Annotated in this window: 26 protein-coding genes and 1 tRNA gene; 12 read left to right on the forward strand and 15 right to left on the reverse strand. The window is 63.1% G+C overall.

The window, feature by feature from the left end; translation table 11 throughout:
- Window positions 1-11 precede the first annotated feature (11 nt).
- The 3 genes from P0Y65_19165 to P0Y65_19175 all read left to right on the forward strand — a co-directional run bounded on the left by P0Y65_19165 (window position 12) and on the right by P0Y65_19175 (window position 1,944).
- A complete protein-coding gene (locus tag P0Y65_19165) occupies window positions 12-767 on the forward strand; it encodes a hypothetical protein (protein WEK04275.1) in 756 nt (251 codons plus the stop codon).
- A gap of 165 nt (window positions 768-932) precedes the next feature.
- Window positions 933-1,373: a helix-turn-helix domain-containing protein gene (locus P0Y65_19170; protein WEK04276.1), complete on the forward strand. Its 441-nt coding sequence runs from the start codon at window positions 933-935 to the stop codon at window positions 1,371-1,373.
- A 22-nt stretch (window positions 1,374-1,395) separates the two neighbouring features.
- Window positions 1,396-1,944, forward strand: coding sequence for a PIN domain-containing protein (locus P0Y65_19175; GenBank protein ID WEK06845.1), 549 nt, complete (start codon window positions 1,396-1,398; stop codon window positions 1,942-1,944).
- Window positions 1,945-2,138: 194 nt separating this feature from the next.
- Here the strand turns inward: P0Y65_19175 and P0Y65_19180 are convergent.
- The 5 genes from P0Y65_19180 to hemC form a co-directional block, all read right to left on the reverse strand.
- A tRNA-Thr gene (locus tag P0Y65_19180) sits at window positions 2,139-2,214 on the reverse strand.
- A gap of 13 nt (window positions 2,215-2,227) precedes the next feature.
- A complete protein-coding gene (locus P0Y65_19185) occupies window positions 2,228-3,595 on the reverse strand; it encodes a heme biosynthesis HemY N-terminal domain-containing protein (protein ID WEK04277.1) in 1,368 nt (455 codons plus the stop codon).
- Window positions 3,592-4,806, reverse strand: a complete 1,215-nt coding sequence (locus P0Y65_19190; GenBank protein WEK04278.1) for a hypothetical protein — start codon at window positions 4,804-4,806, stop codon at window positions 3,592-3,594. The genes P0Y65_19185 and P0Y65_19190 overlap by 4 nt, the downstream gene beginning before the upstream one ends.
- Before the next feature lie 27 nt (window positions 4,807-4,833).
- Window positions 4,834-5,577, reverse strand: a complete 744-nt coding sequence (locus P0Y65_19195) for a uroporphyrinogen-III synthase (GenBank protein ID WEK04279.1) — start codon at window positions 5,575-5,577, stop codon at window positions 4,834-4,836.
- Window positions 5,562-6,503, reverse strand: a complete 942-nt coding sequence (hemC, locus tag P0Y65_19200; protein ID WEK04280.1) for a hydroxymethylbilane synthase — start codon at window positions 6,501-6,503, stop codon at window positions 5,562-5,564. Before hemC ends, P0Y65_19195 begins: the two co-directional genes overlap by 16 nt.
- A gap of 94 nt (window positions 6,504-6,597) precedes the next feature.
- On the opposite strand from hemC, the gene tsaD reads away from it, so the two are divergent.
- The 5 genes from tsaD (at window position 6,598) to P0Y65_19225 (ending at window position 9,923) form a co-directional block, all read left to right on the forward strand.
- Window positions 6,598-7,653, forward strand: coding sequence for a tRNA (adenosine(37)-N6)-threonylcarbamoyltransferase complex transferase subunit TsaD (gene tsaD / locus P0Y65_19205; GenBank protein WEK06846.1), 1,056 nt, complete (start codon window positions 6,598-6,600; stop codon window positions 7,651-7,653).
- Window positions 7,643-8,629 (forward strand): NAD(P)-dependent glycerol-3-phosphate dehydrogenase, encoded by a 987-nt coding sequence (locus P0Y65_19210; GenBank protein WEK04281.1) that lies wholly within the window; start codon window positions 7,643-7,645, stop codon window positions 8,627-8,629. The genes tsaD and P0Y65_19210 overlap by 11 nt, the downstream gene beginning before the upstream one ends.
- Before the next feature lie 3 nt (window positions 8,630-8,632).
- Window positions 8,633-8,926 (forward strand): YciI family protein, encoded by a 294-nt coding sequence (locus P0Y65_19215; GenBank protein ID WEK04282.1) that lies wholly within the window; start codon window positions 8,633-8,635, stop codon window positions 8,924-8,926.
- Between the two features lie 4 nt (window positions 8,927-8,930).
- Window positions 8,931-9,365, forward strand: a complete 435-nt coding sequence (locus P0Y65_19220; protein WEK04283.1) for an EVE domain-containing protein — start codon at window positions 8,931-8,933, stop codon at window positions 9,363-9,365.
- Window positions 9,366-9,518: 153 nt separating this feature from the next.
- On the forward strand, window positions 9,519-9,923 hold the full coding sequence (locus P0Y65_19225; protein ID WEK04284.1) for a DUF1761 domain-containing protein: 405 nt from the start codon (window positions 9,519-9,521) through the stop codon (window positions 9,921-9,923).
- A 44-nt stretch (window positions 9,924-9,967) separates the two neighbouring features.
- Here P0Y65_19225 and P0Y65_19230 read toward each other — a convergent pair whose 3' ends face one another.
- The 4 genes from P0Y65_19230 to dapF all read right to left on the reverse strand — a co-directional run bounded on the left by P0Y65_19230 (window position 9,968) and on the right by dapF (window position 14,076).
- Window positions 9,968-10,618, reverse strand: a complete 651-nt coding sequence (locus tag P0Y65_19230; GenBank protein WEK04285.1) for a septation protein A — start codon at window positions 10,616-10,618, stop codon at window positions 9,968-9,970.
- Between the two features lie 96 nt (window positions 10,619-10,714).
- Window positions 10,715-11,947: a signal recognition particle-docking protein FtsY gene (ftsY, locus tag P0Y65_19235; GenBank protein ID WEK04286.1), complete on the reverse strand. Its 1,233-nt coding sequence runs from the start codon at window positions 11,945-11,947 to the stop codon at window positions 10,715-10,717.
- Window positions 11,948-11,959: 12 nt separating this feature from the next.
- Complete coding sequence (gene mtaB, locus P0Y65_19240) at window positions 11,960-13,225, reverse strand: tRNA (N(6)-L-threonylcarbamoyladenosine(37)-C(2))-methylthiotransferase MtaB (GenBank protein ID WEK04287.1); 1,266 nt, start codon at window positions 13,223-13,225, stop codon at window positions 11,960-11,962.
- Window positions 13,225-14,076: a diaminopimelate epimerase gene (gene dapF, locus P0Y65_19245; GenBank protein ID WEK06847.1), complete on the reverse strand. Its 852-nt coding sequence runs from the start codon at window positions 14,074-14,076 to the stop codon at window positions 13,225-13,227. The genes mtaB and dapF overlap by 1 nt, the downstream gene beginning before the upstream one ends.
- A gap of 314 nt (window positions 14,077-14,390) precedes the next feature.
- On the opposite strand from dapF, the gene P0Y65_19250 reads away from it, so the two are divergent.
- Entirely contained in the window at window positions 14,391-15,350 is a 960-nt protein-coding gene (locus tag P0Y65_19250; protein WEK04288.1) for a hypothetical protein, read from the forward strand.
- Window positions 15,347-16,561, forward strand: a complete 1,215-nt coding sequence (locus P0Y65_19255) for a GNAT family N-acetyltransferase (GenBank protein ID WEK04289.1) — start codon at window positions 15,347-15,349, stop codon at window positions 16,559-16,561. Before P0Y65_19250 ends, P0Y65_19255 begins: the two co-directional genes overlap by 4 nt.
- A 63-nt stretch (window positions 16,562-16,624) precedes the next feature.
- On the opposite strand, the gene P0Y65_19260 is transcribed toward P0Y65_19255, so the two are convergent.
- Complete coding sequence (locus tag P0Y65_19260; protein WEK06848.1) at window positions 16,625-16,840, reverse strand: BrnA antitoxin family protein; 216 nt, start codon at window positions 16,838-16,840, stop codon at window positions 16,625-16,627.
- Window positions 16,841-17,126: 286 nt separating this feature from the next.
- On the opposite strand from P0Y65_19260, the gene ffh reads away from it, so the two are divergent.
- Both ffh and rpsP read left to right on the forward strand, forming a co-directional pair.
- Window positions 17,127-18,716, forward strand: coding sequence for a signal recognition particle protein (ffh, locus tag P0Y65_19265; GenBank protein WEK04290.1), 1,590 nt, complete (start codon window positions 17,127-17,129; stop codon window positions 18,714-18,716).
- Window positions 18,717-18,746: 30 nt separating this feature from the next.
- On the forward strand, window positions 18,747-19,151 hold the full coding sequence (rpsP, locus tag P0Y65_19270; GenBank protein WEK04291.1) for a 30S ribosomal protein S16: 405 nt from the start codon (window positions 18,747-18,749) through the stop codon (window positions 19,149-19,151).
- A 210-nt stretch (window positions 19,152-19,361) separates the two neighbouring features.
- On the opposite strand, the gene leuB is transcribed toward rpsP, so the two are convergent.
- The 5 genes from leuB to P0Y65_19295 form a co-directional block, all read right to left on the reverse strand.
- A complete protein-coding gene (leuB, locus tag P0Y65_19275; GenBank protein WEK04292.1) occupies window positions 19,362-20,462 on the reverse strand; it encodes a 3-isopropylmalate dehydrogenase in 1,101 nt (366 codons plus the stop codon).
- A 75-nt stretch (window positions 20,463-20,537) separates the two neighbouring features.
- On the reverse strand, window positions 20,538-21,191 hold the full coding sequence (locus tag P0Y65_19280; GenBank protein WEK04293.1) for a CPBP family intramembrane metalloprotease: 654 nt from the start codon (window positions 21,189-21,191) through the stop codon (window positions 20,538-20,540).
- Window positions 21,192-21,252: 61 nt separating this feature from the next.
- Window positions 21,253-21,543: a hypothetical protein gene (locus P0Y65_19285; GenBank protein WEK04294.1), complete on the reverse strand. Its 291-nt coding sequence runs from the start codon at window positions 21,541-21,543 to the stop codon at window positions 21,253-21,255.
- 107 nt (window positions 21,544-21,650) lie between these two features.
- Window positions 21,651-22,469: a hypothetical protein gene (locus P0Y65_19290; protein ID WEK04295.1), complete on the reverse strand. Its 819-nt coding sequence runs from the start codon at window positions 22,467-22,469 to the stop codon at window positions 21,651-21,653.
- Window positions 22,466-23,818, reverse strand: a complete 1,353-nt coding sequence (locus P0Y65_19295; protein WEK04296.1) for a hypothetical protein — start codon at window positions 23,816-23,818, stop codon at window positions 22,466-22,468. The genes P0Y65_19290 and P0Y65_19295 overlap by 4 nt, the downstream gene beginning before the upstream one ends.
- Window positions 23,819-23,839: the final 21 nt, after the last annotated feature.

Genomic DNA, 23,839 nt, shown 5'->3' on the forward strand with positions numbered 1-23,839 from the left:
GAACAGTTGTGATGAGTGCGGCAACCCAGGCGAATGGCGCAACCTCGCGGTTTGCGCTTAGTCTGATCGATATTCTCGATCGCGTCCATTATCGTCGGGTGACGGTCGAAGACCAGCTCGATCCGATCTACCGCCTCCGCTACGAGGCCTATCGCCGGGAAGAATTCATCCCGGTCAATGCCGATGAAATCACCCGCGATGGCTATGACGAGGCGGCCAATTGCTATGCCTTTGGCGTCTATATCGACGACCAGCTGGTCAGCTCTATCCGCTTGCATATCGCGTCCCAGGCCGATCGGACCTCGCCGAGCCTTGCGATCTGGCCTGATGTGCTGGGCGGTATCGTCGACAAGGGTGGCTCCTATGTCGATCCAAGCCGCTTCACCGCCGATCACGATGCGTCTTTGGCCTTTCCGGCATTGCCCTATCTGACGCTGCGCCTCGCCGTCATGGCGTCGGAACATTTCAAGGTGACCTATACGATCTCCTCGGTGCGGCCCGAACATGCCGCCTTTTATCGCCGGGTGTTCGGTTCCGAACAGTTGGCCGGCGAGGGCTATTGGGGCGAGCTGACCTTCCCGGTCTGCCTTTATGCCTCGCATATTCCGGTCATGTATCCGCGCACCATCGCGCGCTTCCCCTTCTTTGATTCGACGCCGGAAGAGCGCGCGGCGATCTTTTCCGACCGGCCGCAGGCCGGCCAGATCATCATGCCAACGGCACGGATCGCGCATCGCCTGCGTCAGCTGGAACCGGAAATGGTCTGAGAAGAGTGGTGCCGCACACCCACATGAATTCAGATGGCTGACCGTGCGCCCCGTGCGACGGCGTAGCGTGCATAGCTGGTACCGCAACTTAAAGAATCGTTCAGTCGTTTCGTTTATTGCGTTTGTGAGAGAACACGCACATATAGACGAGACAGGAGAACCGACATGCTACTCGAACGCCCGGGCACCGTAGTGCCAACAGAGCAAGAGGCAGAGCAGGCAGCGGAAGCAAGTCGCGCGTTGTCTCGACGACCGAAGGGCACCCTTCGGGTCCGCCTAGACGATGGTGAAGAACTTACGTTGCCCACCGCGGCCGCCAAATTGCTTACTCACCTTCTGACAGAAATGTCGCAAGGAAACGCCGTAACTTTGATACCGCTCCATGCTGAACTTACCACTCAGCAAGCTGCCGATTTTTTGAATGTGTCGCGCCCTCACGTCATTCGGCTAATCGAAGACGGGCGGCTGAACCACCATAAGGTCGGAACACATCGACGCATCAAGTTTGGCGATCTAGAGGCTTACCAAAAGGCAGCCAATGTCCGCAGACGCGAAGCGATGGACGACCTAGCCAAGGAAGCTCAGGAATTGGGAATGGGCTATTAGGATCGCTGGTTACACAGTTATTCTGGACGCCTGCGTCCTTTACCCAGCTCCGCTCCGGGACTTTCTCCTTGAGCTTTCGGCCAGCGGGATATTCCGTGCTCGCTGGTCGGAATTGATCCACGACGAGTGGATCCGAAACTTGCTCAAGAACCGGCCAGACCTCACCGCCGAACAGCTGACTCGTACCAAGACTATGATGAATGCCGCGGTTGAAGGGTGCTTGGTGAGCGGGCATGAGGCTTTGATCTCATCGCTTCAATTGCCTGATGAGGATGGTCGCCATGTTTTGGCGGCGGCTATTCACAGCGGTAGCGACGCCATAGTCACCATGAACTTGCGCGACTTCCCATCCGTCGAGCTCGACAAGTACGAAATCGAAGTTTTGCATCCAGACGAATTTCTTTTTCAGCAATTTAGTCTGGACCCCGCCGCTGTGATCGTCGCCGCACAGCAATGCCGGGCGCGCCTCAAAAACCCTCCAAAAAGCACCGATGATTACCTGGGCATCCTTGAGGCTCAATCGCTTCCCAGCCTCGTTGCAGAGCTTCGACCGTACGCTGATCTGATCTGAGGCAAGGGAAGGCAGCCCCGCAAGGATTAGCGGGGTAATCCTTGCAATTTTGCCATTTAGATCAAAGGATTAGCTCGCGTGCCGAGCATGGCAACAAAACATGCTATGGCGACCGGGTGGCGCCCTTAGCGCGAGTGGCGACCCAGCCCAAAATCCTGCGAAGGATTAAACTTTAACCATTTCAAGGGTTTGAGTGGTGCCGCATAGGTGACTCGAACACCTGACCCCATCATTACGAATGATGTGCTCTACCAACTGAGCTAATGCGGCAACGGCTGGCCTTTTACGTTGGGTTTGCGGCCGGTGCAAGAGGCAAGGATGCAGCGACCGGCAATTGTGGCAGTGCAGCCATTTCTGGCGGCCGCTGAGTGACCGTGACCGGCACTTTCCATTCGAAGGCGTCGAGCCGTCCGGTGACCGGGGAAGCGGGCTCCCACTCGTCGCTGACCATGCCATCGGCGGTCCAGGCCGGATCGCGCGGCGCACGCATGGCGCGGCTCAGCCATTCGCGGGCCTTGCCCTGGTCGCCGCTCTGGCCTTCCTCGATTTCCGCCATGAGGCTGGCAACACCCTGGCTCAGGTCGGCCTCGACAAAGGGGGCCAGTGCCTTGCGGGCCAGGGGCCAGTCATAAGCATCGATGGCGGCACGGGCGAGGGCCATGCCGGCGGCGCGATGCGGCGGCGGGGTTTCGATGATCTCGCCAAGACGCTTGAGCCGCTCCATGGCCGAGGCGCCAGGCTGGGCATGGGCATAGAGCGCTGCGACATCGGGATGGCCGGTGGCGCGCCAGATGCGGCGCAGCAGGCTCATGGCCTTGCGGCTCTCGCCGCGATTGATGTGGATGCGCGCGGCGATCAGGGCGGCGGGCACAAAGTCGGGCAGCAGTTTCAGAGCGGTCAGCGCGTGATCGAGCGCCGACAGCGGATGGCCGGTCTCGGCTTCACGGGCGCGGGCGGTTTCGATCACGGCCTGGCGGCGGCGCTTGCGGGCGCGGTCTTCGCGACTGGTGGCCTGTTCGACATTGACCATGGCGACAGCTTCGGCCCATTGGCCGCGTCGGGCCAGGTCGTCGAAAACGGCATCGGCAGCCCAGCTGCTGGATGGGGCCAAGGCGAGCGCCTTGCGGGCAAAGGTCAGTGCCGCCTCGGGACGATGCTGGGCACGCGCCTGGTCGTAAAGACCGGTGAGGGCGGCCAGCGCGGTTTTTTCGTCGGCGATCAGCGCGCGATAATGCTCGCGGGCGGCGGGCATGTCGCCCAGTGCCAGATCGGCGCGGGCTTCGAGCAGCTTGGCGGCCGTATTGGCGGGCAGGCGTGATTGGGCCTCCCGGGCCAGAGCTCGGGCACGCGAGGGATCGCCGGCCTGCAGGGCGACGAAGGCGTCGGACAGGGCTTCGACGCCCTGTTCCTTGCGCCTTTCGCGGCTGCGGCGCGCCATGTTGCGCGGTGCGGTGATGATGCGGCGAATGATGGCCCAGACTATGATCACCACGATGGCGATCAGCAGAAACATGAAGATGGCGGCGCCGAGCCGCGGCTGTATCCGGTAGTTGGCCACTTCAAGCGTCAGCGTGCCCGGCAGGGAAATCAGCCAGGCGGCGAGCGCGGTAATGACGAGGCTGCCGATGATCCAGGAGGCGAGACGGATCATGGCGTTACCCCGCCGGAAAGGGCGCTGGCGCGCAGGTCGTCGAGGAAGCGGGCGGCACTGGCCTGTTCGGCGATCAGTGTCGGCACGTCACCACCAGCCGCCAGCATGGGCTCGGGCAGGTCGGCAAGCAGCACTTCGGCGGCGGCAAAGTCACGGCGGGCCACGGCGCCCTCGAGGCGCGACATGACGGCGTCGGGCGTATCGCCGGCGATTTCGCCAGTGGGGCGCAGGGCGATGGCCGAGCGGAACCAGTCGAGCGCGCCATCCTGCCATTGTGCCTGCGGATCGGCCGGCTTCCCGCCCAGCATGGCGGGCAGGACTTCGGCAAAGCGGCTGGCGATGACATCGGGGCGAGCGAGGCCGCTGTCGGCCTTGTTGGCGATGGCTGTCGGGATCGTTGCCTCGGGCGAGGCGGCGCGCAGGGCGGCGAGTTCGGTGGCATAGGGCCGGCCGGTGCCGAAGGCGGTTTCGAGGCCGGAGAGAATCAGCGGCAGCTGCAATACGGCGCCGATATCGCTGGGTTGGGTGGCCAGCGCTGCACTCGTCTGGCTGACGCTGGTGTCGAGGGTGCGCAGGCCCGCTTCTGCCGTGCCGACGCGGGCGGCGAGTTCGTCGATGCGCGTGCCGATGGACGTCAGATCGCTGCGCAGCGTGTCGAGACCGGCGCTGTCGGCTGGAGCCGCGGCGAGGGTGTCGATACGTTCGGAAAGGCTCGCCACCTGGCTTTCGATCGGGCCCAGATCGACCGGCGCTGCCGTTTCGCCTGTCGCCACAGGAGCTGCTTCTTCCAGCGCGGCGATGCGCTGGTTGAGGGTGGCGAGTTCGGACTGCGTTGTCTGCGTCACCGTTTCGAGTTCGGGTACGGCACTGGCGAGGCCGGCGATGCGCGGGTCTGCGGCGGTGGCCGGAGCAGCGGGCGCGGGCCACAGGCCGGCGAAGGCCAGGGCATAGGCGGCGGCCAAGCCCAGCACGCCACCGGCAAGGGTTGCGGCAATCGGAAAGGGCGCTGGTTTTTCTTCGGCCGGCTTTGGCGCAAAGGACGTCGCCGGCTTATCAGCAGGCTTCTCGGCTGGCTTGGCCGCTTCCTTCACCTCTGGCTTGGCTTCCGGCTTGGCATTGGCCTTGAGGTCAAGAACGGGGGGCTTGACCGGGCCCGACTTGGTCTCGGTCGGCTTGCCGGCTTTGGGATCGTTGCCTGTCGTGTCCGCCATCGCAGGATATCCTCTCGTTGGAGCCGATCATGGCCCAGTTTGCTCGCGGGCAAAAGCCAAAGCCAGTGCCATCATCGCATCTTCGTCGGGCCGGTCGGCCAAAGCGATGCGGTTGAAATGGTTTTCCAGCAGCGGTTCGGCCACGACCTCGCTGAGGCAAAGCATGGTGATGGCGCTGCGCTGGGCCGGCGTCAGGGTGCTGGCGAGGCTGGCAAAAATCTCGGCGGTGCGGCGCGAATAGGCGAGAACCGCCGTCAGCACGCCATTGCCAAGATTTTCCAGTACCGCTGGTGGCAGGGCGTCGACCGCAACCATCTCATAGATCTTTGCCGTCGCCACCATGATGCCGAGCGGCGCCAGCGCCTTGCCGAGGTCGGCGCTCTGATGCTTGCCCGTGGGATAGAACAGTGGCCCCTTGAGCTTGGCGATGGTCATGGCATTGACCAGGTCCTGCAGGGCCCCGGCAGCGCTGCTGACACGGACGAAGCCGGCCTCCGTGGCGTCGCGCGCGGTGCGGTCGCCCACGGCAAAGACCGGCAGGTGGCCATAGGTCTCCACCACGCCGCGCTCGACCAGGGTGCGCACGCTATTGGCTGAGGTCAGCACCATGGCGGTAAAGCCATCGGGCGGGGGCAGGCTGACGTCGAGCGCCTGCCGCACCATGACCGGCGCAGCAATGGCTTCGATGCCCAGCGCGTCGAGACGCGCCAGTGTGCCCTGGGCGTCGGGCTCGGGCCGTGTGACCAGCATGCGCATCAGTTTGCCGCCCATTGCGCCAGCCATTCTGTGCCGGCCTGGGCGATGAGGTCGTCCCCCACCTGGCGGCCCAGCGCGATCGGATCGGTGCCGGTGGCGGCGCTGTCGAAGGCGGTCTTGCCGTCGAGGCTGAGGATCTGACCCTTGAGGGTCAGCGTGTCGCCATTGAGCGTGCTCAGAGCGCCGACCGGCGTGCGGCACGAGCCGTCGAGCACGGCCAGCATGGCGCGTTCGGCGGTAATGGCCCTGTGGGTCGGCTGATGGTCGAGCGCTTCGACCATCTCGGTGAAACGCTGGTCGCCATCGCGTATGGCAACGCCAATGGCGCCCTGGGCCGGCGCCGGCATGAAGATGTCTGGGTCGAGCGGCGCGGTGGCACGGTGGCCTTCGCCGAGGCGGTTGAGGCCGGCCATGGCCAGCATGGTGCCATCGGCCACGCCATCGAGCAGCTTTTGCAGCCGCGTGCCGACATTGCCGCGGAAGGGCACGATTTCGAGATCGGGGCGGAGGCGAAGCACCTGCGCGGCGCGGCGAATCGAGGAGGTGCCGAATTTTGCATTTTCGGCCAGGTGGTCGAGGCTTTGCACCTTCACCGACATGAAGGCGTCGCGAATGTCCTCGCGTTCGAGGAAAGCCGCGAGGCGCAGGCCGTCGGGCATGCGGGTAGCCACGTCCTTGGATGAATGCACGCCGATATCGACGCGGCCCGACAGCATGGCCTCATCGATTTCCTTGGTAAACAGACCCTTGCCACCCATATCGCTCAGGCTGGCATTGCTGGCCTGCGAACGGTCACCACCGGTCGAAATCACCTCGATGGTGATCGCTTCCTCGCTTACGCCATGCGTCTCGCTCAGCAGCTTGCGCAACAGGCGGGCCTGGGCGAGCGCCAGTGGGCTACCACGTGTTCCGATCCGGGCGAAGGGCGCTGGCGATTGCAAAGTCGGAATATCCTATAGTAGGCAGAGGCACGTCCTTTCGGGACGCCCTCAAGGGAGTAACCAGTTCGTCGTGACCGGGCAAGCGCCAGCCACAATCCTTGGCATAGAGACCAGCTGCGACGAAACCGCGGCGGCCATTGTTGTTCGCGATCAATCCGGAAAAGGATCGATCCGTTCCAATGTTGTCCGAAGCCAGCTCGATGAACATGCGGCATTCGGCGGCGTCGTGCCCGAGCTGGCCGCACGCGCCCATGTGACCTATCTCGACCATATCATCGCCCAGGCCTGTCGCGAGGCCGGTGTGAGGCTCGATGAGGTCGATGCGATCGCGGCAACAGCCGGACCGGGTTTGATCGGCGGCGTGCTGGTGGGCCTGACCACGGCCAAGGCACTAGCAGCTGCGCTCGACAAGCCTTTGATCGCGGTCAATCATCTCGAAGGTCATGCGCTCACTGCCCGGCTAACCGATGGCGTGCAATTTCCCTATCTCATGCTGCTGGTTTCGGGCGGACATAGCCAGTTCGTGCTGGTGCGCGGTGTCGGCGACTACGAACGCTGGGGTTCGACCATCGACGATGCCCTGGGCGAAGCCTTCGACAAGGTGGCCAAACTGCTGTCGCTCGGTCATCCCGGCGGGCCCGCGGTGGAGCAGATCGCCAGGCAGGGCGACCCGAAACGCTTCAAGTTTCCGCGACCCCTGCTGCGCGAGCAGCGGCTCGATTTTTCCTTTTCCGGCCTCAAGACCGCCGTGCGGCTGCAGGCCGAGGCGCTGGCGCCGCTCAGCGACCAGGATGTCGCCGATATTTCCGCCAGCTTTCAGGCGGCGGTGGCCGAAATCGTCGCCGTGCGCTCGCGCCAGGCGCTGGAAAAGTTTGCCGCCGATTTTCCCGGGCAGGCCATGCGGCTGGTGGTGGCAGGTGGCGTTGCCGCCAATCGCGCCATTGCCGCGGCGCTTGAAACGGTCTGCGCCGAGGCCGGTGCCGCACTGATCGTACCGCCGATTGCGCTTTGCACCGACAATGGCGCCATGGTCGCCTGGGCTGGTGCCGAACGTTTCGCGCTGGGTGCGGAAAATGGGCTCGGCTTTGTCGCACGGCCGCGCTGGCCGCTCGATCTCGATGACATGAAGGTGAGCCCTGATGCCGCTTGAAACCGTCTGCGTCATCGGTGGTGGCGCCTGGGGCACGGCCTTGGCCCAGGCCTCGGCCATGGCCGGGCGGTCCGTGACGCTGGTGGCGCGCGATGGGCTCCAAGTCGACGAGATCAATTCAAAACATACCAACAGCCGGTATCTTGGTTCGCAGCTGCTGCACACTCGTCTCACCGCAGGCCTCCAGTCGGCACCAGCCGACATCGTCATCCTCGCCGTCCCCGCCCAGGCCAGCCGCACGGCGCTGGGGACGATTGACCCCGCCTTGCTGGCCGGTCGGCCAGTGGTGCTGTCGGCCAAGGGGCTCGAGACGGGTACGCTGGAGCGGCAGAGCGAAATTCTCGCCGACATGGCACCGCAGGCCATTCCCTATGTGCTGTCCGGCCCTAGCTTTGCCACCGATGTGGCGGCGGGCCGTCCGACGGCGGTGACGCTGGCGGGCGATGATGCCGAGGCGACATCGGCATTGGCTGCAGCCCTCGCGGGCCCGAGCTTTCGGCCCTATGCCGCCGATGACCGGATCGGCGTCGAAATTGCCGGGGCGCTGAAGAATGTCTATGCCCTGGCCTGTGGCGCCGTCGAAGGCGCCGAACTTGGTGCTTCGGCGCGCTCGGCACTGATCGCCCGCGCCTTTGCCGAAATGAGCCGCATGGTGACCGCCATGGGCGGGTCGGCCTCGACCCTGACCGGGTTGGCGGGGCTGGGCGACCTGACACTGACCTGCACCTCGGTGCAGTCGCGCAACTATCAATTCGGCATGGCGCTGGGCCGGGGGGAAAGCGTTGCGGCGATCATTGCCTCCGGTGCCAAGCTCGCCGAAGGGGTCGCCACCACGCCGGTCGCCGATGCCCTGGCCAAAAGCCTGGCGGTCGATGCGCCGCTCATTGGCGCCATGCATGCCGTGTTGAGCGGCAGGGCCGATATATCAACCGTTGTTGCGGGCCTGATGTCCCGCCCGCTCAAGAGAGAGGACTGACTGATGCTCTATGCCCTGATCGCCAAGGACAAGCCCGGCATGGCCGACAAGCGCCAGGAGGTGCGTCCGGTGCATCTGCAGCATCTGGAAAGCATTGGCGAAAAACTGCGCCTCGCCGGCGCGCTGCTCAATGAAGACGGCGTGCCCGAAGGCTCCATTGTCGTGGTCGAAGCCGAGACTATCGAGCAAGCCTCGGACTTCTTCAACGCCGATCCCTTCGTCAAGGAGGGCATTTTTGCCAGCACCGAGATCAAGCGCTGGCGCCTTGCCTATGACCACATGTCGCCGAAAGCCTGAACCCATGGCCTATTGGTTGATGAAGTCCGAGCCGGACGTCTTTTCCTTCGATGACCTGGTCGCCAAGAACAAGCGCGGCGTCATGGAGGAGTGGCACGGCGTGCGCAATTACGCAGCGCGCAACAATATGAAGGCCATGGAGATGGGCGACGAGGCCTTCTTCTACCACTCCAATATCGGCAAGGAGATCGTGGGGATCATGAAGGTGGTGGCGCTGGCCCATCCCGATTCCACGGCCGATCTCAATGCCAAGGGCGAAGTGGTCTGGGAATGCGTCGATATGGAAGCGGTCAAGCCGCTGCCCAGGCCGGTGACGCTTGCCACGGTCAAGGCGACGCCCGAGCTGAGTGAACTCGAACTGGTCAAGCTGTCGCGGCTCTCCGTGTCCAAGGTCTCGCCAGCCGAATGGAAGCTGATCTGCAAGATGGGTGGCTTGTAGCCATCCCGCAGGGCAAATCGCTCCAGTGGAGCGATTTGAGGCTACAAGGCCCGGAGCGCCATGAGCGCAGGGCGGGTGGTGCAACAAGCGCGTGGCGTAACGCCATTGCCAGCGCTAATCTCCCCCGGCGCATCAGCGCAGGGGGAGTTCAGCATGATTACGCATTTTGACGTCAATTGGCTGGCCGTCGTGCTGGCAACCGTTGCCAGCTTTGCCTTTGGGGCAGCCTGGTACATGAGCCTCGGCAATCGCTGGATGGTGGCTCTGGGACGCAGCCGGGAGGAACTGGGCGTCGGTCCGACGCCCTTCATCTGGTCAGTCGTGGTCGAATTGATCATGGCCTATTTCATCGCCCTGCTGGTGCCGGCGCTGCTGGGCGAAGTGACCGTGGTCAACGGGCTGATCGTGGCGGCCCATATGTGGTTCGGCTTCGTCATCACCTCGATGATCATGAACCATCGCTACGAGGGCATGAGCTGGACGCTGACCATTATTGACGGGCTGCACATGCTCGGCGTGCTGCTGATCCAGGGCGTGGTCATCGGCATCTTCGGCTAGCGCCGGTTCAAACAAAAATCCCCGCCGAGGCGGGGATTTGCATCTCAGCTTTCCACCACGATGGGCGGCACATGCTTGGGCTCGTCCACGGGGGCATATTTGTTGAGCAGGCCGATCTGGGTCATCGAGAAGATCACGGTCAGGGGCATGACGCCCCAGACCTTGAAGGCGACCCAGAGATCGGTCGCAGCCTTGGGGTCATCGGGAATATAGGCATTGGCGCCGCGCCAGACGACTTCGTTGATCACGGCCAGCAGGACGAAGAACAGACCCCAGTTGAGCGTCAGCTTGCTCCAGCCTTCCTCGCGCAGCTTGTAGACGTCACCGAAGACATATTTCAGCAGCGAATGCCCGAAGAGCAGGCCACCCAGCAAAACTGCCGCAAAGAGGCCATTGGTGATGGTCGGCTTGATCTTGATGAACATGTCGTCCTGCAGCCAGAGGGTCAGGCCGCCCATGACTAGAACGACCACACCCGTGATCAGCGGCATGATGGCAATCTTCTTGAGGATCAACCAGGTCAGGATCAGCGAGACCGCCATGGCGCCCATGAACCAGGCGGTGGCGGTGAAGATCTCGGCCCGCGCATTGACGATGAAGAAGATGACCAGGGGCCCGAGTTCGAGCGACATCTTGATAAGCTGCGGACGCAACTCGTCCCAGTTGATCTCGGCTTCGGCGGCTTTCTCGGTCATTCTATTCGAACTCTTGGCTGCAGCACTGGGCGCAATGTGAGGGCAGAAGCCCTTTGTTGCAAGGCGGCATAGGCCGCAAGCATGGTAAGACTGTGGCTAGTCGCGGCCGGCGATGGCCCGGGCGAAGTCGCTGGCGGTAAAGGGTTCGAGATCGCCCACGCTCTCGCCGACGCCAATGAAATGCACCGGCAAGCCGAATTTCTTGGCGATGGCAACGAGAATGCCGCCGCGTGCGGTGCCGTCGAGCTTGGTCATAACGAGGCCTGTTACCCCGGCGCGCTTGCCGAAAATGTCGACCTGGTTGAGCGCGTTCTGCCCGGTCGTGGCGTCGAGCGTCAGAAGCGTTGCATGCGGCGCGGTCGGATCGACCTTCTTGATGACGCGGATGACCTTTTCGAGCTCGTTCATCAACTCGTCGCGGTTCTGCAGGCGCCCGGCGGTATCGATGATCAACACATCGCGACCTTCAGCGCGGGCCTGGGTGACCGCATCAAAGGCAAGGCCCGAAGCATCTGCCCCGGCGGGGCGGGAGATCACCGGCGCATTGGTGCGCTGGCCCCAGACCTGCAGTTGCTCGATCGCAGCAGCGCGAAACGTATCGCCAGCGGCCAGCATGACCGAGCGGCCCTCATGGGCAAATTTTTGCGCGAGCTTGCCGATGGTCGTGGTCTTGCCCGAGCCGTTGACGCCGATCATCAGGATGACGAAGGGCTTTTGCGTGCTGTCGATCTCCAGCGGCCGGGCCACGGGGCCGAGTACTTTTTCGACCTCGTCGGCCAGCACGGCGCGCACATCCTCGCCCGATACATCGCGATCGAAGCGGTCGCGGCGCAGGGTTTCCGTGATCGCCATGGCCGTCTCGACACCGAGATCGGCCTGGATCAACACGTCCTCCAGCTCGTCGAGCGTCGCATTATCGAGCTTGCGCTTGGTGAAGACCGAGGTGATCGAACCGGTGAGCTGGTCAGACGAACGCTTGAGGCCGGTCGTCAGCCGGGCAAACCAGCCCTGGCGCGGCGCTTCGACCGGCACTTCGACCATGGCGGGCGGATCGAGTGCCATCGGAATGCTCTGCGGCAGGCTTTCGGGCTGTGGCTCCACAGCCTCGGCCTGTTCCTCGATGTCGTCCACATAGTCCGGCGTGGTCTCCGGGGGGCCGGGCAGCGGCACGTCTTCGGGAGCGGGAATATCGTCGGGCGGTGGGGCCGGCGTCGGCTCAACCGGCTGCGGCGCGGGCACAGGGTTTTCCGGCCGCGTTTCGGGCGGGGCGGGGGTCTCGCCACCACCCCCGAACAGGCGCTTGAAAAATCCCGGCTTGTTTTCGGTCATCTTGGTCTTTCTTCAGGCCACTTGGCGCAATATATCACCGATAAGGTGACCATCGCTGGTACCGGTAATGCGCATGGTGCGCAATTCACCGGGGGGCATATCGGGCGTGTAGACGGGCAAAAACTGTTCGGTTCGGCCTATTCCACCGCGTTCGGTCAACACATTTTCGACCTTGCCGATGCGCGAAACGCAGAGCTTTTCGACCTGCCGCAAGCCTTCCGCACGAAGTCGTCCAGCATGCTTGCGGGCAATGCTGCCGCTAACCTGGGGCATGCGCGCCGCCGGCGTGCCCTCACGCGGCGAATAGGGAAAGACATGCAGATAGGTCAGGTCGGCCTCGCTGACGATGCGCAAGGTGTTCTCGAACATCGCCTCGGTCTCGGTCGGGAAACCGGTGATGATATCAGCGCCGAACACCATATCCGGCCGCAAAGTCCTGAGCTTGCTCACAATCTCCAGAGCGTCAGCGCGGCTGTGGCGGCGCTTCATGCGCTTGAGGATCATGTCATCGCCCGATTGCAGGCTCAGATGCAGATGCGGCATCAGCCGGCGATCGCTGGCCACGACATCATAAAGCGCCTCGTCCGCCTCGATGGAATCGATCGATGAAATGCGCAAACGCGGCAGGTCCGGCACATGTCGAAGGATGGCCTGAACCAGTTTGCCTAGGGTCAAATTCCCTGGCAGGTCAGGGCCATAGGAGGTGATGTCGACGCCTGTAAGAACCACTTCGCGATAGCCATTGGCGACGAGCTTTTTGACCTGTTCCACCACCAGACCCATGGGCACGGAGCGTGACGGGCCGCGGCCGAAGGGGATGATGCAGAAGGTGCAGCGGTGGTCACAGCCATTCTGCACCTGCACAAAAGCGCGGGTGTGGCTATCCATGCCCTCGATCATATGGCCGGCGGTCTCCCGCACGCTCATGATGTCGTTGACCTGCACCTTGTCGTTGAGAGGCGTACCAAAGACCATGGGCCGGTAGCTCTCGGCCTGCATTTTGTCATTGTTGCCAATGACTAGATCGACCTCGTGCATGTCGCCAAAGCTGCGCGCTTCGGTTTGCGCAGCGCAGCCGGTGACGATGATACGCGCTGCGGGATTGTCCTTGCGCGCCTTGCGCACGGCCTTCTTGGCCTGCCTGACGGCTTCGGCGGTCACCGCGCAGGTATTGATGATGATCGCATTATCGAGGCCCGCCTTTTCGGCCTCGGCCTTCATGACGGCGGCTTCAAAGGCGTTGAGCCGGCAGCCGAATGTCAGTGTTTCGACGGCCATCAGGCCGCCACCTCATTGCGTGCCCAGATGCCGGTGGCGGGGTCCAGCGTGCCGGTCCATTCGAGCTCGGCGGCGCCGGTCAGCACCACATGATCATCATCGCGCCACTCGATGATCAGATCGCCGCCAGGCACGGTGACCGTGGTCTTGCGGGCGCTGCGGCGGGTGCGGACGGCGTTGACCAGGGCAGCGCAGGCGGCGGTACCGCAGGCCTCGGTCAGGCCGGCGCCGCGTTCCCAGGTGCGCAGGATGATCCTGTCCGGCGCCACGACCTGGGCAATGGAAATATTGGCGCGCTCCGGGAAGATCGGATGGTTTTCCAGCATGGGCCCGAAGCGGTCGAGCGCATAGCTCCAGACGTCCTGGTTGACCCAGAAGGTGGCATGCGGATTGCCCATGGAGGCGACCGACGGCGAGTGCAGCACCGGGTCATCGATCGGCCCAATCTGCAACTCGATCTTGCGCGTGTCGGCAAATTCCTCAGCCAGGGGAATGTCATACCAGGCGAGTTTGGGCGTGCCCATGTCGACCGTCACGAGCCCATCGTCCTGTTCTTCGCCAAAGAGAATGCCGGCCACGGTTTCGAAGGTGAAGCGCTTCCGGCCCTGTTCGGCGGTCAGGGCCTGAACCACGCAGCGCATGCCATTGCCACAGGCTTGGGCGCGCGAGCCGTCGGAATTGATGATTTCGATATAGGCTGCGGTGCCGTCCATCTTGGGATCGTGGATCGCCATGATCTGGTCGAAGCGCGTGCCTTCACCGGCATTGATGGCCACGGCAGCAGCCGAGGTGACGCGATCGGTCCGGCCGCGCATGTCGACCACGATGATCTGGTTTCCCAGCCCGTTCATCTTGAGAAAGGGGACAGCGCTCACAACAAGGTTCCGCGGTGGTTCGGGGCGATAGCCCAATGGTTCGATCTATATGGCCGATGCTGCCCGAAATTGCCAGTGGTGGGGCCAGATGCAGGCTTTGCTCGAGCCGTGACCGGAATTGGCTAGCCCAGTCTAAAGCTAAAAATATTCATATTTTGTAAGGCTTTCGCACTTCATGAGGCCTTAACCAGAGTTCCAGTCTGGTCGCGCCAATTCAGGTCGTCTCGGCTAGTTTCCAGCCAGATGTTGAGGATCGCCCTGTCCGCCACACGCAATTGGAGCCTGCCCCCATGAACATGACCATGATGACCGACCAGATCATCACCGACTGGCAGCCCCATTATCCGTCGCTGTGGAGCGAGCATTCGCTGATGCTGCAGCACCGCCTCGCCAGCTCGCCGCTGTTCAGCGATGACGCGCTGGCGGCCCTGATCGACAAGGCGCCGCGCGAGGCCTACCACGTCAATTATTCGCAGAAGACCCCGGGCAATCCCCCAAAGCGTCGCGAGGGCGAGATCAAGGGCCTCAAGGGCTCCGAAGTCCTCGAGGTGATCCGCAATGGCAATATCTGGGTCAATATCACGGCGCCGGCCAGCATTGATCCCGCCTATGGCAAGCTGCTCGACAGCCTCTATGCCGAATTCGAGGAGCGCGTTCCCGGCTTCAAGAGCTACAAGCGGAACCTCACCATCCTCATCTCGTCGCCCAATGTTTCGGTGAAGTATCATTCCGACGTGCCCGGCCAGAGCCTCTGGCAGGTGCGCGGCACAAAGAAGGTCTTTGTCTATCCGGCCAAGGCGCCGTTCATTTCGCAGACCGCGCTGGAAAAGCTGATCCTGGGTCAGCTGCGCGAAACCGACATGCCCTACGAGCCCTGGTTCGACGATTTTGCCGAGACCTACATGCTTGAGGCCGGCAAAATGCTGCATTGGCCGCTCAACGGACCGCATCGCGTGGTCAACGAGGGCATGATGAATGTCAGCTTCACCACCGAGCACTGGACCGACGAGCTGCGCAAGCATTATGCCGTCAACTATGCCAATGGCTTCCTGCGCTCCAAGCTTGGCTTCAAGACTCTCAGCCAGCAAGTGACCGGCGCGTCCTACCTTGCCAAGCTGGCGACAGCGGCTGCCGTCAAGTTCAGCCCGCTCAATCCGCAGAAGCAGAAGGTCTATACGGTCGACTTCACCGTCGATCCCACCGCGCCAGAAGGCGTGCGCGACATCGAAGGCTATACGTTCAGCAAATGAGTTCGCTAACCGCCCTGCCCAGGGCCGATGAAAAACGGCGCCTGCTGGTTGCCGAACGCGCCTTGGCCGACACGCAGGTGTTGCGCGCCGAAGTCGTGCGGACGCGCGAAGCGTTCGATGTCATGGCGCATCAATGGGAAGGGCTCGAGACGCAAGTCCCGGGCGCCGTCCTGTTCCAGAGCTCTGGCTGGGCACGGGCGATCTTCGATTTCGAAGCGGCCCGCGGCAATGTGGATTTCGCGCCGGTGATCGCCACGCTGACCGATGGTCAGCGTCTCGTCGCGGTGCTGCCGCTCGAATATGTGCAGAGCCATTCGCGGCGCATCCTGACCGCGCTCGGCCATGCCTTCAGCCAATATTCCGATGCCATCATCAGCCCGGGCCTCAACCCGCGAGAGGCCATGGCGAAAATGTTGCACGCCGCCATTGCGGCCTCGCCCTGCGACATGGTCAGCCTGTTGAAAGTGCGCAGCGACAGCCAGATGGCCAAGGGCATGCCGGCCAATCACATGGTGACCGGGGCAGAGCAGGGCGCGCCCTATGTGGCGCTCGATGCCTTTGACGACTACGCGGCCTATTTCCAGACCATCAAGCCCAAGACGCGCAAGAATATGCGCAATGACCGCAACCGTCTCGAACGCGATGGTGCGGTGACCCATCACGTCGCGGAGACCTCGGCGGAAGCCCAGGCGGTGATCGAGCGCACGCTGACCGGTCGAGCCAATCGCCTCAAGGACCAGGGCCTGAGCTCGCGCGCCTTTCGCGACACCAGTTTTGTCGATTTCTGCACGGGCCTGCCGAGCCGCTCCGACATTGCCATCATGGCCATGTCGCTGCGCCACAAGGGCGAGGAGATTGCCGAGCAGTGGGGCTTCGTGCACAAGCGGCGCTATTATGCCTTCGTCGCCAGCCGCGATTTTGCCAATAGCGACGAAAGCCCGGGTCGCATGCACCTGGGCGAAGTGATCCACGCCTGCGCGGATCGCGGCATGCTGGGCGCCGACCTGATGGTGCCGGTCATGCCCTACAAGCTCACTTGGTCGACCGAGGTCGTCACGGTCAAGGACTATGCCCTGCCGGTCACCCCGCGCGGCGTGCTGATGCTCAACCTCTGGGACAAGACCCTGCGGCCGATGCTCAAAAACGCCGTGCTCAACATGCCCAAGGGGTTGCGCGGCGTGCTGATGAAGGCGACAGGGCGAAGCCTTTGACGAGCGTTGCTACTTCGCCTGTGTATCCAGCTTCTCTGCCAGCCAGGTCTTGATCAGTGACTGCTACGGCACATCGCGCTTGTTGGCGGCAACCTTGATCCGCTCCAGCAGGCTGTTGGGCAGCCGGAGTGATATGGACGTGTTCGACGGCTTGAGGTTTGGAAGCCGGATCTTCTCCGCCTTGCTCCAGTCAAGATAGTCCGCGGAATCGACGCTTTCCCAAAAGGTCCGCTCTTCGGCTTCGCTGCTGAATTCGGGGATAGGCTTGGTTTTTGGCATAGATGCCGGTTCCTGCGTAGATCGCGAAACAATCATACTCGCCATCGCTCCTTCAGTCGACACCGCCTCGGGACCGACACCGCGTTCCTTGACTCTCCTCCCGCTTTCTCCTAAACCGCGCGCATTCATCAGGCTTTGCTCCTGACCAGCCGACCGGGGCCCCGCAAGGGTTCCACGATCCCGGAGGCCAACATCCGCCAGCGCGTTGCGCCCGCGGGTGGGTTTGTCGTTTGGACTGATGGATCTTATCTCTCTCGGATCACCCGCAGAGACGAAGGACCAAAATATGTTCGAGAGCCTTTCAGACCGGCTTGGCAAAATCTTCGAAGGTCTCCGCGGACGCGGCGCGCTCAATGCCGCCGACGTCGATGCAGCGATGCGCGAAATCCGCCGCGCGCTGATCGAGGCCGACGTTTCTCTCGAAGTCGTCAAGGCCTTTGTCGAACAGGTGCGCGAACGCGCTGTCGGCGCCGAGGTCACGCGTTCGGTCACCCCCGGCCAGCAGGTCGTCAAGATCGTCAATGACGAGCTGGTCGCGGTCCTCGGGTCCACGGCCTCGCCGATCGATCTCAATGCCAAGGCGCCCGTGACCCTGCTGATGGTGGGCCTGCAGGGCTCGGGCAAGACCACGACCACGGCCAAGATCGCCAAGCGGCTGACCGATCGGCAGAAGAAGAAGGTGCTTCTTGCATCTTTGGACACCCGTCGGCCAGCAGCCATGGAGCAGTTGCGCGTGCTGGGCGAACAGGTCGGCGTCGACACGCTGCCGATCGTCGCCAGCGAAACCCCGGTCGAGATCGCCCGCCGCGCCGAGCGCGAAGGCCGTCTTGGCGGCTATGACGTGCTCATTCTCGACACGGCCGGTCGCACCCATATCGACGAAGAGCTGATGGCCGAAACGGCCGAAATCAAGTCGATCGCCAATCCGCATGAAATCCTGCTGGTCGTCGATGCGCTCACCGGCCAGGACGCGATCAACGTCGCGCGTAGCTTCGATAGTCGCCTCGATGTGACGGGTATCGTCATGACCCGCGTCGACGGCGATGGCCGTGGCGGCGCGGCGCTGTCGATGCGGGCCGCGACCGGCAAGCCGATCAAGCTGATCGGCGTCGGCGAAAAGATGGATGCGCTGGAGGATTTCCATCCCTCGCGCATCGCCGACCGAATCCTCGGCATGGGCGACATTGTTTCGCTCGTCGAAAAGGCCGCCGAGCACGTTTCTGCCGAAGACGCGCAGAAGATGGCCAAGAAGCTCAAGAAGGGCTCCTTCGACCTTGACGACCTGCGCAACCAGCTTCTCCAGATGAAGAAGATGGGTGGCATGGGCGGCCTCATGGGCATGATGCCCGGCATGGGTCAGATGAAAAAGGCCATGGCCGGCGCCAATATCGACGAGAAGGTGTTCGATCGCCAGATCGCCATCATCAATTCGATGACCCAGAAAGAGCGCGCCAACCCGGACCTGCTCAATGCCAGCCGCCGCAAGCGTATTGCTGCCGGCGCAGGCGTCGAAGTCAGCGAAATCAACAAGCTTTCCAAGCAGCACCGCCAGATGGCGGACATGATGAAGAAGGTTTCCAAGGGCGGCATGGGCGCGCTGGGCGGCATGTTCGGTGGCAAGATGGGCAATATGCTCGGCGGCATGCCCGACATGAGCAAGATGGACCCGGCCCAGCTCGAACAGATGGCGCGCCAGGCCGGTATCGACCCCGCGGCGCTCAAGGGTCTGCCCTCGGCCGACCTGCCGGCACAAAAGGCGCTGCCGACCGATGTTGGCGCCCTGCTCAAGAATTCCGGCAGCCCGTTGCTGCCCGGTCTCGGCGCCTCTGGCGCTCCCCGTTTCCCTGGCCTTCCGGGCTTGGGCAAGAAGAAATAGACGAAGCTAACCTACTCAAGGAAAACCAAAATGGCCCTCAAGATCCGTCTCGCCCGTGGTGGCACCAAGAAGCGCCCCTTCTACCACATCGTCATCGCTGACGCCCGTTCGCCGCGCGATGGCCGCTTCATCGAAAAGATCGGCACGTTCAACCCGCTGCTGGCAAAGGACGCCGAGAACCGCGTCGTGCTGAACACCGAGCGTGCTCAGCACTGGATCGGCGTTGGCGCCCAGCCGACCGACCGCGTGCTGCGTTTCCTCGACGTTGCCGGCGTTGCCAAGCGCGATGCCCGCAACAACCCGGAAAAGGCCGTCCCCGGCGAAAAGGCAACCCAGCGCGCTGAAGAAAAGGCCGCCAAGGTCGCCGCTGCCGAAGAAGCCAAGAATGCACCGAAGGAAGAAGCTCCGGCCGCTGAAGAAGCTGCTGCCGAGTAATTTCCTGGCGCAAGCCATTAGAAAAGCCCCGGTGGTGACACCGGGGCTTTTTGTATTTTTGGTCTTTTGCATCGAGTGTCCGACCTCGTGGTTCGGGGCTTTGCTACGCAAAGCACCTCACCATGAGGTCTCAGATAGCACCATCGCAGCAGCAGCCCTCATGGTGAGGTGCGAGGCCCTTGCCGAGCCTCGAACCACGAGGGCGTGGCACTAGGCCTTCAACTTCGCCAGAATCGCCGCGCCCATCTCTTCAGTCCCAACCGTCTTGCGATTGTCCTGGGCGATGTCGCCGGTGCGAAGGCCATCGCTGAGGACGGCCGAGATGGCGTTCTCGATCCGCGTCGCCAGTTCGATCTGGCCGAACGAATAGCGCAGAGCCATGGCCACGCTCGCGATCATGGCGATCGGATTGGCAATGCCCTTGCCGGCAATGTCGGGGGCCGAACCGTGCACGGGCTCATAGAAGGCCGCGCGCTTGCCGGTGGCCGCGTCCGGTGCGCCCAGCGAAGCGGAAGGCAGCATGCCGAGCGATCCGGTCAGCATGGCGGCGACGTCCGACAGGATGTCGCCGAAGAGGTTATCGGTGACCATGACGTCGAACTGTTTCGGATTGCGCACCAGCTGCATGGCGGCGTTATCGGCCAGGATATGGTGCAGCTCGACATCGGCATAGTCCTTGCCGACACCCTTGACCACTTCATCCCACAGGACGCCGGACTTCATGACATTCTTCTTGTCGGCCGAATGCACCTTGTTGTTGCGGGTGCGGGCGAGATCGAAGGCGACGCGGGCAATGCGGTCGATTTCATAGGTCTCGTAGACCTGGGTATCGACGGCGCGCTTTTCGCCGTTTTCGAGATCGGTGATGAGCTTGGGTTCGCCGAAATAGACGCCGCCGGTCAGCTCGCGCACGATCAGGATATCGAGGCCTTCGACCAGTTCGCGCTTCAGCGAGGACGCGTCGGCCAGCGCCGGATAGCAGATGGCGGGGCGGAGGTTGGCAAAGACAGCCATTTCCTTGCGCAGGCGCAGGAGCGCGGCTTCAGGGCGGTGCTCATAGGGGACATTGTCCCACTTGGGACCACCCACGGCGCCGAAGATCACGGCGTCGGCGGCCTTGGCCTTTTCGGTGTCCTCATCGGTGATGGCGACTTGGTGCCTGTCATAGGCCGAACCGCCGGCAAGACCAGAATCGGTCGAGAAATCGGTGAGCTGCTCGCTGTTGGTCCAGGCGATCAGCTTTTCCACCTCGAGCATGATCTCGGTGCCGATGCCGTCGCCGGGCAGCAGGAATAGGTAATGGGTGGCCACGATGTGCTCCTCGCCGTACTGGTGGTTACGCCTGGGCGCACATAGCGGCTTTTTTGGTCGTCGCGCAAGAAAAGACTAGTGATGCGGCGAGACGAAGCCATTGGCGTTGAACAGCACCCAGAAGGTCAGCATGTTGGTCAGCACATGGGCGATGGCGACCCAGAAGATCGAACGGGTGCGCCAGGCAATCCAGCTCCAGAGCAGGCCCAGCACCGCCGCGCCGCCGACCAGCGCCATCCAGCCACCCTGAAAGACGATGTCTTGGCTCAACAGGAGCGGCGCGTGCCAAGCCGTGAAGAGCAGCCAGCTCAGTCCGAAGCCGAGGCGCGGCTTTGCGGCAAAGCGGGTCATGAAGCCGCCGCGCCAGGCGATCTCTTCCAGCGGCCCGTTGATCAGCGCGATCATCGCCGCCAGCATGGCGCCCTGGGTGGTGAGGATCTGGGAATGACCCATCAGCACGCCAAGGCCCACGGCGCATACCTGCACGAGCAGCAGGATGGGGATCCACAACTGCCGCCAATGCAGGCGTTCCGAATAAAGGTGGGGGTCACGCCGGCCCTTCACATGAAAGAGCCAGACCGGCAGGCAAAAGCCCAGCCAGTAGATGCAGAGTGACAAAAGATAGCCGGTTGGTCCGCCAAGGCTTTCGGTCAGACCCGGCACGAGCAGCGCCATTGCGCCGATCAGGGTCAGGGCATGCAGGACAAGTGCGGCTTGCGGCAGGGACATAGAGGCTCGCGATCAAAAGGGCTTACCTTTTGATCGCGAAGTGCTTGATCGTGCAAGGGGCCTAGTTGGGCAAGCTTCGGTCGACCAGTTCGAAATCGTCGGCCGTCAGGTCGACCTTGAGCGCCAGTTGCTGGCGGTCGAGTTCGGCCAGCCAGGCGGTCCAGGAGCAGGGGCTCATGCCGTCGTCCTGGCTTTCGTGGTTGGGCTTTTCGCGTTTCTGGAAGCTCAGGCGCAACTGCGCCCGTTCTTCGCCGAAGCGGTTGCGCACCCGGGCGATGGCCGGAATGCCATGGCGATCACTCACCCAGTTCTGAATGTCGCGATGGCGCGTGAGCGTGTGGATCTGGGTCATATTGGCCTCCCCGCCAAATTATCGTTGTTATCGGATCACGCCCGCAAACGCGTCCGTCCATTCACCCGCAATGGTTCCGGTCCTCCACCGGTTGCATTACGGGGCCGTCAATTTTCGCTCAACTCGGTGACAAGTTTGAGACTGGTCATCTCCTCAGGCGAAAAATAGTAAAGCCGGTCCGGCGGTGTCTCCAGTGCATGCAGCCACATGGCCGGGTCGACACCGGTCTTGTTGAGATGGCTGATGATGCTGGCCGTCGTCGTCTGGGCGTCGCTCATGGCGAGGCCAGCAGCGCGCAGGGCGTTCTGGGGCTCGCCGCTGATGGCGGCGGCATAAATCTGGTGCACGCCGATGGCCGAGTCGGGGCTGGCGATCCGGGTCGCGCCGGAGGCAAAGATCAGCGGGCAGGAAGAGGCGCACAAAGACCCGGCAGCGACCTTGGTGGCAAGGCCCCTGTCATGGATCAGACTGCCGATAGCGAGTGCATCCACGACCGATCCTCCGGGGGAATCGAGAAGCACAGTCTGGACGTATTCGCCCCGTGCTTCAATCTCGGCCGCAAAGCGCGCGGCCGAGCCCAAGTCGATCGAGCCGGTGAGACGCAGTTCTCCACCGGTACCCAAGGCGATTTCCAAAGGCTGTTCCAGCACTTGCGGGCTGGTCGTTACATTTGGATTGGCCCCATCGTTCGGACCCTCGGGATTGAATGGCGGCAGGATGGGCCGGGCCGGCATGGCCAGGGCCGCGCCCTCGCTCTCGGTCAATTCGCGAAAATCGACGAAGAGAACCGAGGCCGTGCCAGCCAGCAGCGCAAAAAAGGCGAGGCGCAGGATATTGCCGTCGTCCACGGCGGCAAGGCGCTCGATGGCCCGGCGATAGAAGGGGCCATCGTGGTTTCCGGCGCGGGCATTGGCCTCGGTTTTCATGCCGGGCGGGGACCGTCGGTGCGGCTGCGATTGCGCTGCGCAGCCTCGATGGGTGTGACCGTGGCGTCATCGGCTGGGGCTTCTGCGACCACGGGCGGTGTTTCGGGCTCTGGTTCCGGCTCGACCAGCTTGCGCGGTTGCCCCGTCGCCACGTCGATCCCGGCGGCTTCCATCTGGCGGAACAGGCTCATGGCGCGCAGCATTTCGGCCGCAGTGATGTTTTCGGCTTCCTCGAGGCTCTCGGAATCCCGGCGCATGGCGTCGTTGACGATCATCAGCACGAGCACCAGAACCACCGGCAGCAGGTCGATGGAAATGGCACCGGCCCAGCTCGGAATGAAATCCTGCCAGTAGCGCAGCACGGCCTCGGCGCTGGAGAGCGGCACATAGCGGCGCTGTTCGACCGGTTCGGTGGCGAGAATTTCGTCAGCCGCCGTCGACAGCGCGGTCGATTGTGCGGTGACGGATGCACGCACGGTGTCCATCACCTGGTTCTGCCGATTGGCGAGGTCGCCCACCGTGCCGTCGGCTACCGGGGCAATGAAGCCAGCAGAAAGATCGGCCGAGGCGCGCTTGACCGAGGCCGCGACGCCGGTTTGCTGCAGGGCAGCGATAACGGCGGTGAGCTGTACCGCTTCGGCTTGAAAGCCATCGGCACGCGGTTCGATGGCGCCGGGGCTCGACACCAGTTCGCGCATGGTGGCGAGACGCGCCGATCCCGCTTCGAACTGGGCAGCCACCTCGTCGCGGCTGCCGGAAATGGTGGCAGCCAGCTGGTTCATCTGCGTACCCATCTGGGTCAGCAATTGCACGACGCTGCCCGAGCCGGTGGTACCGGTCAGGGCGCCGGATTCGCGTTCGTCTGCCGCAAGGCCGGAAAAGCGTTCCGCTGCGCGCTGCACATCGGGCAGCAGGCTTTGCGCCGCGAGGGCATTGGCGTGGGCATGGTCGAGGTCCTCGGCATAGCCCTGGAGCGTCACCGCCATATGCTGTTCGGTGGCGGCCGAGCCGGCGAGGGCCGCCGCATTGAGCCAGCTCGACATGGCCATGATCATCACGCAGCCAATGGCCATGGTGACGAAGAGGCCGGCCCGCTGCACGCCGGAGGTCACCAGCGGCACGAAGCGCAGCATGAAGCTCCAGAAGGCGTAGATGGCGACCGAGACCGCCGCCGAATAGATGATGGCGGCAAAGAAGACGAAGGTGGCCGAGCCATCGAGAATGCCGCGGACGCCGAGATAGGTATAGACGCCCGAGGCCAAGGCCAGTACGGCCAGGGCAAAGCGGGTCATCGTCTCGACACCCCTAACGGTCTCGTTGAGGCGGTAGGCGTTCGGCTTGAGCTGCATGTGTGATGGCCCCGATGTCAG

Origin of the sequence: Candidatus Devosia phytovorans, assembly GCA_029202405.1 — a bacterium.
In the GTDB taxonomy this organism is placed as follows: Bacteria; Pseudomonadota; Alphaproteobacteria; order Rhizobiales; family Devosiaceae; genus Devosia; species Devosia phytovorans.

Bases quoted from the DNA above. Each gene is read 5' to 3' on its own strand.
- P0Y65_19290 (WEK04295.1), bottom strand. From the start codon at position 22,469: ATGAAAACCGAGGCCAATGCCCGCGCCGGAAACCACGATGGCCCCTTC.
- P0Y65_19195 (WEK04279.1), bottom strand. From the start codon at position 5,577: ATGGGCGGCAAACTGATGCGCATGCTGGTCACACGGCCCGAGCCCGAC.
- P0Y65_19260 (WEK06848.1), bottom strand. From the start codon at position 16,840: ATGCCAAAAACCAAGCCTATCCCCGAATTCAGCAGCGAAGCCGAAGAG.
- P0Y65_19170 (WEK04276.1), top strand. From the start codon at position 933: ATGCTACTCGAACGCCCGGGCACCGTAGTGCCAACAGAGCAAGAGGCA.
- mtaB (WEK04287.1), bottom strand. From the start codon at position 13,225: ATGGCCGTCGAAACACTGACATTCGGCTGCCGGCTCAACGCCTTTGAA.
- P0Y65_19210 (WEK04281.1), top strand. From the start codon at position 7,643: ATGCCGCTTGAAACCGTCTGCGTCATCGGTGGTGGCGCCTGGGGCACG.
- P0Y65_19215 (WEK04282.1), top strand. From the start codon at position 8,633: ATGCTCTATGCCCTGATCGCCAAGGACAAGCCCGGCATGGCCGACAAG.
- P0Y65_19295 (WEK04296.1), bottom strand. From the start codon at position 23,818: ATGCAGCTCAAGCCGAACGCCTACCGCCTCAACGAGACCGTTAGGGGT.
- rpsP (WEK04291.1), top strand. From the start codon at position 18,747: ATGGCCCTCAAGATCCGTCTCGCCCGTGGTGGCACCAAGAAGCGCCCC.
- dapF (WEK06847.1), bottom strand. From the start codon at position 14,076: ATGAACGGGCTGGGAAACCAGATCATCGTGGTCGACATGCGCGGCCGG.
- ftsY (WEK04286.1), bottom strand. From the start codon at position 11,947: ATGACCGAAAACAAGCCGGGATTTTTCAAGCGCCTGTTCGGGGGTGGT.
- P0Y65_19190 (WEK04278.1), bottom strand. From the start codon at position 4,806: ATGGCGGACACGACAGGCAACGATCCCAAAGCCGGCAAGCCGACCGAG.
- P0Y65_19285 (WEK04294.1), bottom strand. From the start codon at position 21,543: ATGACCCAGATCCACACGCTCACGCGCCATCGCGACATTCAGAACTGG.
- P0Y65_19185 (WEK04277.1), bottom strand. From the start codon at position 3,595: ATGATCCGTCTCGCCTCCTGGATCATCGGCAGCCTCGTCATTACCGCG.
- P0Y65_19225 (WEK04284.1), top strand. From the start codon at position 9,519: ATGATTACGCATTTTGACGTCAATTGGCTGGCCGTCGTGCTGGCAACC.
- ffh (WEK04290.1), top strand. From the start codon at position 17,127: ATGTTCGAGAGCCTTTCAGACCGGCTTGGCAAAATCTTCGAAGGTCTC.
- P0Y65_19165 (WEK04275.1), top strand. From the start codon at position 12: ATGAGTGCGGCAACCCAGGCGAATGGCGCAACCTCGCGGTTTGCGCTT.
- P0Y65_19280 (WEK04293.1), bottom strand. From the start codon at position 21,191: ATGTCCCTGCCGCAAGCCGCACTTGTCCTGCATGCCCTGACCCTGATC.
- P0Y65_19255 (WEK04289.1), top strand. From the start codon at position 15,347: ATGAGTTCGCTAACCGCCCTGCCCAGGGCCGATGAAAAACGGCGCCTG.
- P0Y65_19220 (WEK04283.1), top strand. From the start codon at position 8,931: ATGGCCTATTGGTTGATGAAGTCCGAGCCGGACGTCTTTTCCTTCGAT.
- P0Y65_19230 (WEK04285.1), bottom strand. From the start codon at position 10,618: ATGACCGAGAAAGCCGCCGAAGCCGAGATCAACTGGGACGAGTTGCGT.
- P0Y65_19250 (WEK04288.1), top strand. From the start codon at position 14,391: ATGAACATGACCATGATGACCGACCAGATCATCACCGACTGGCAGCCC.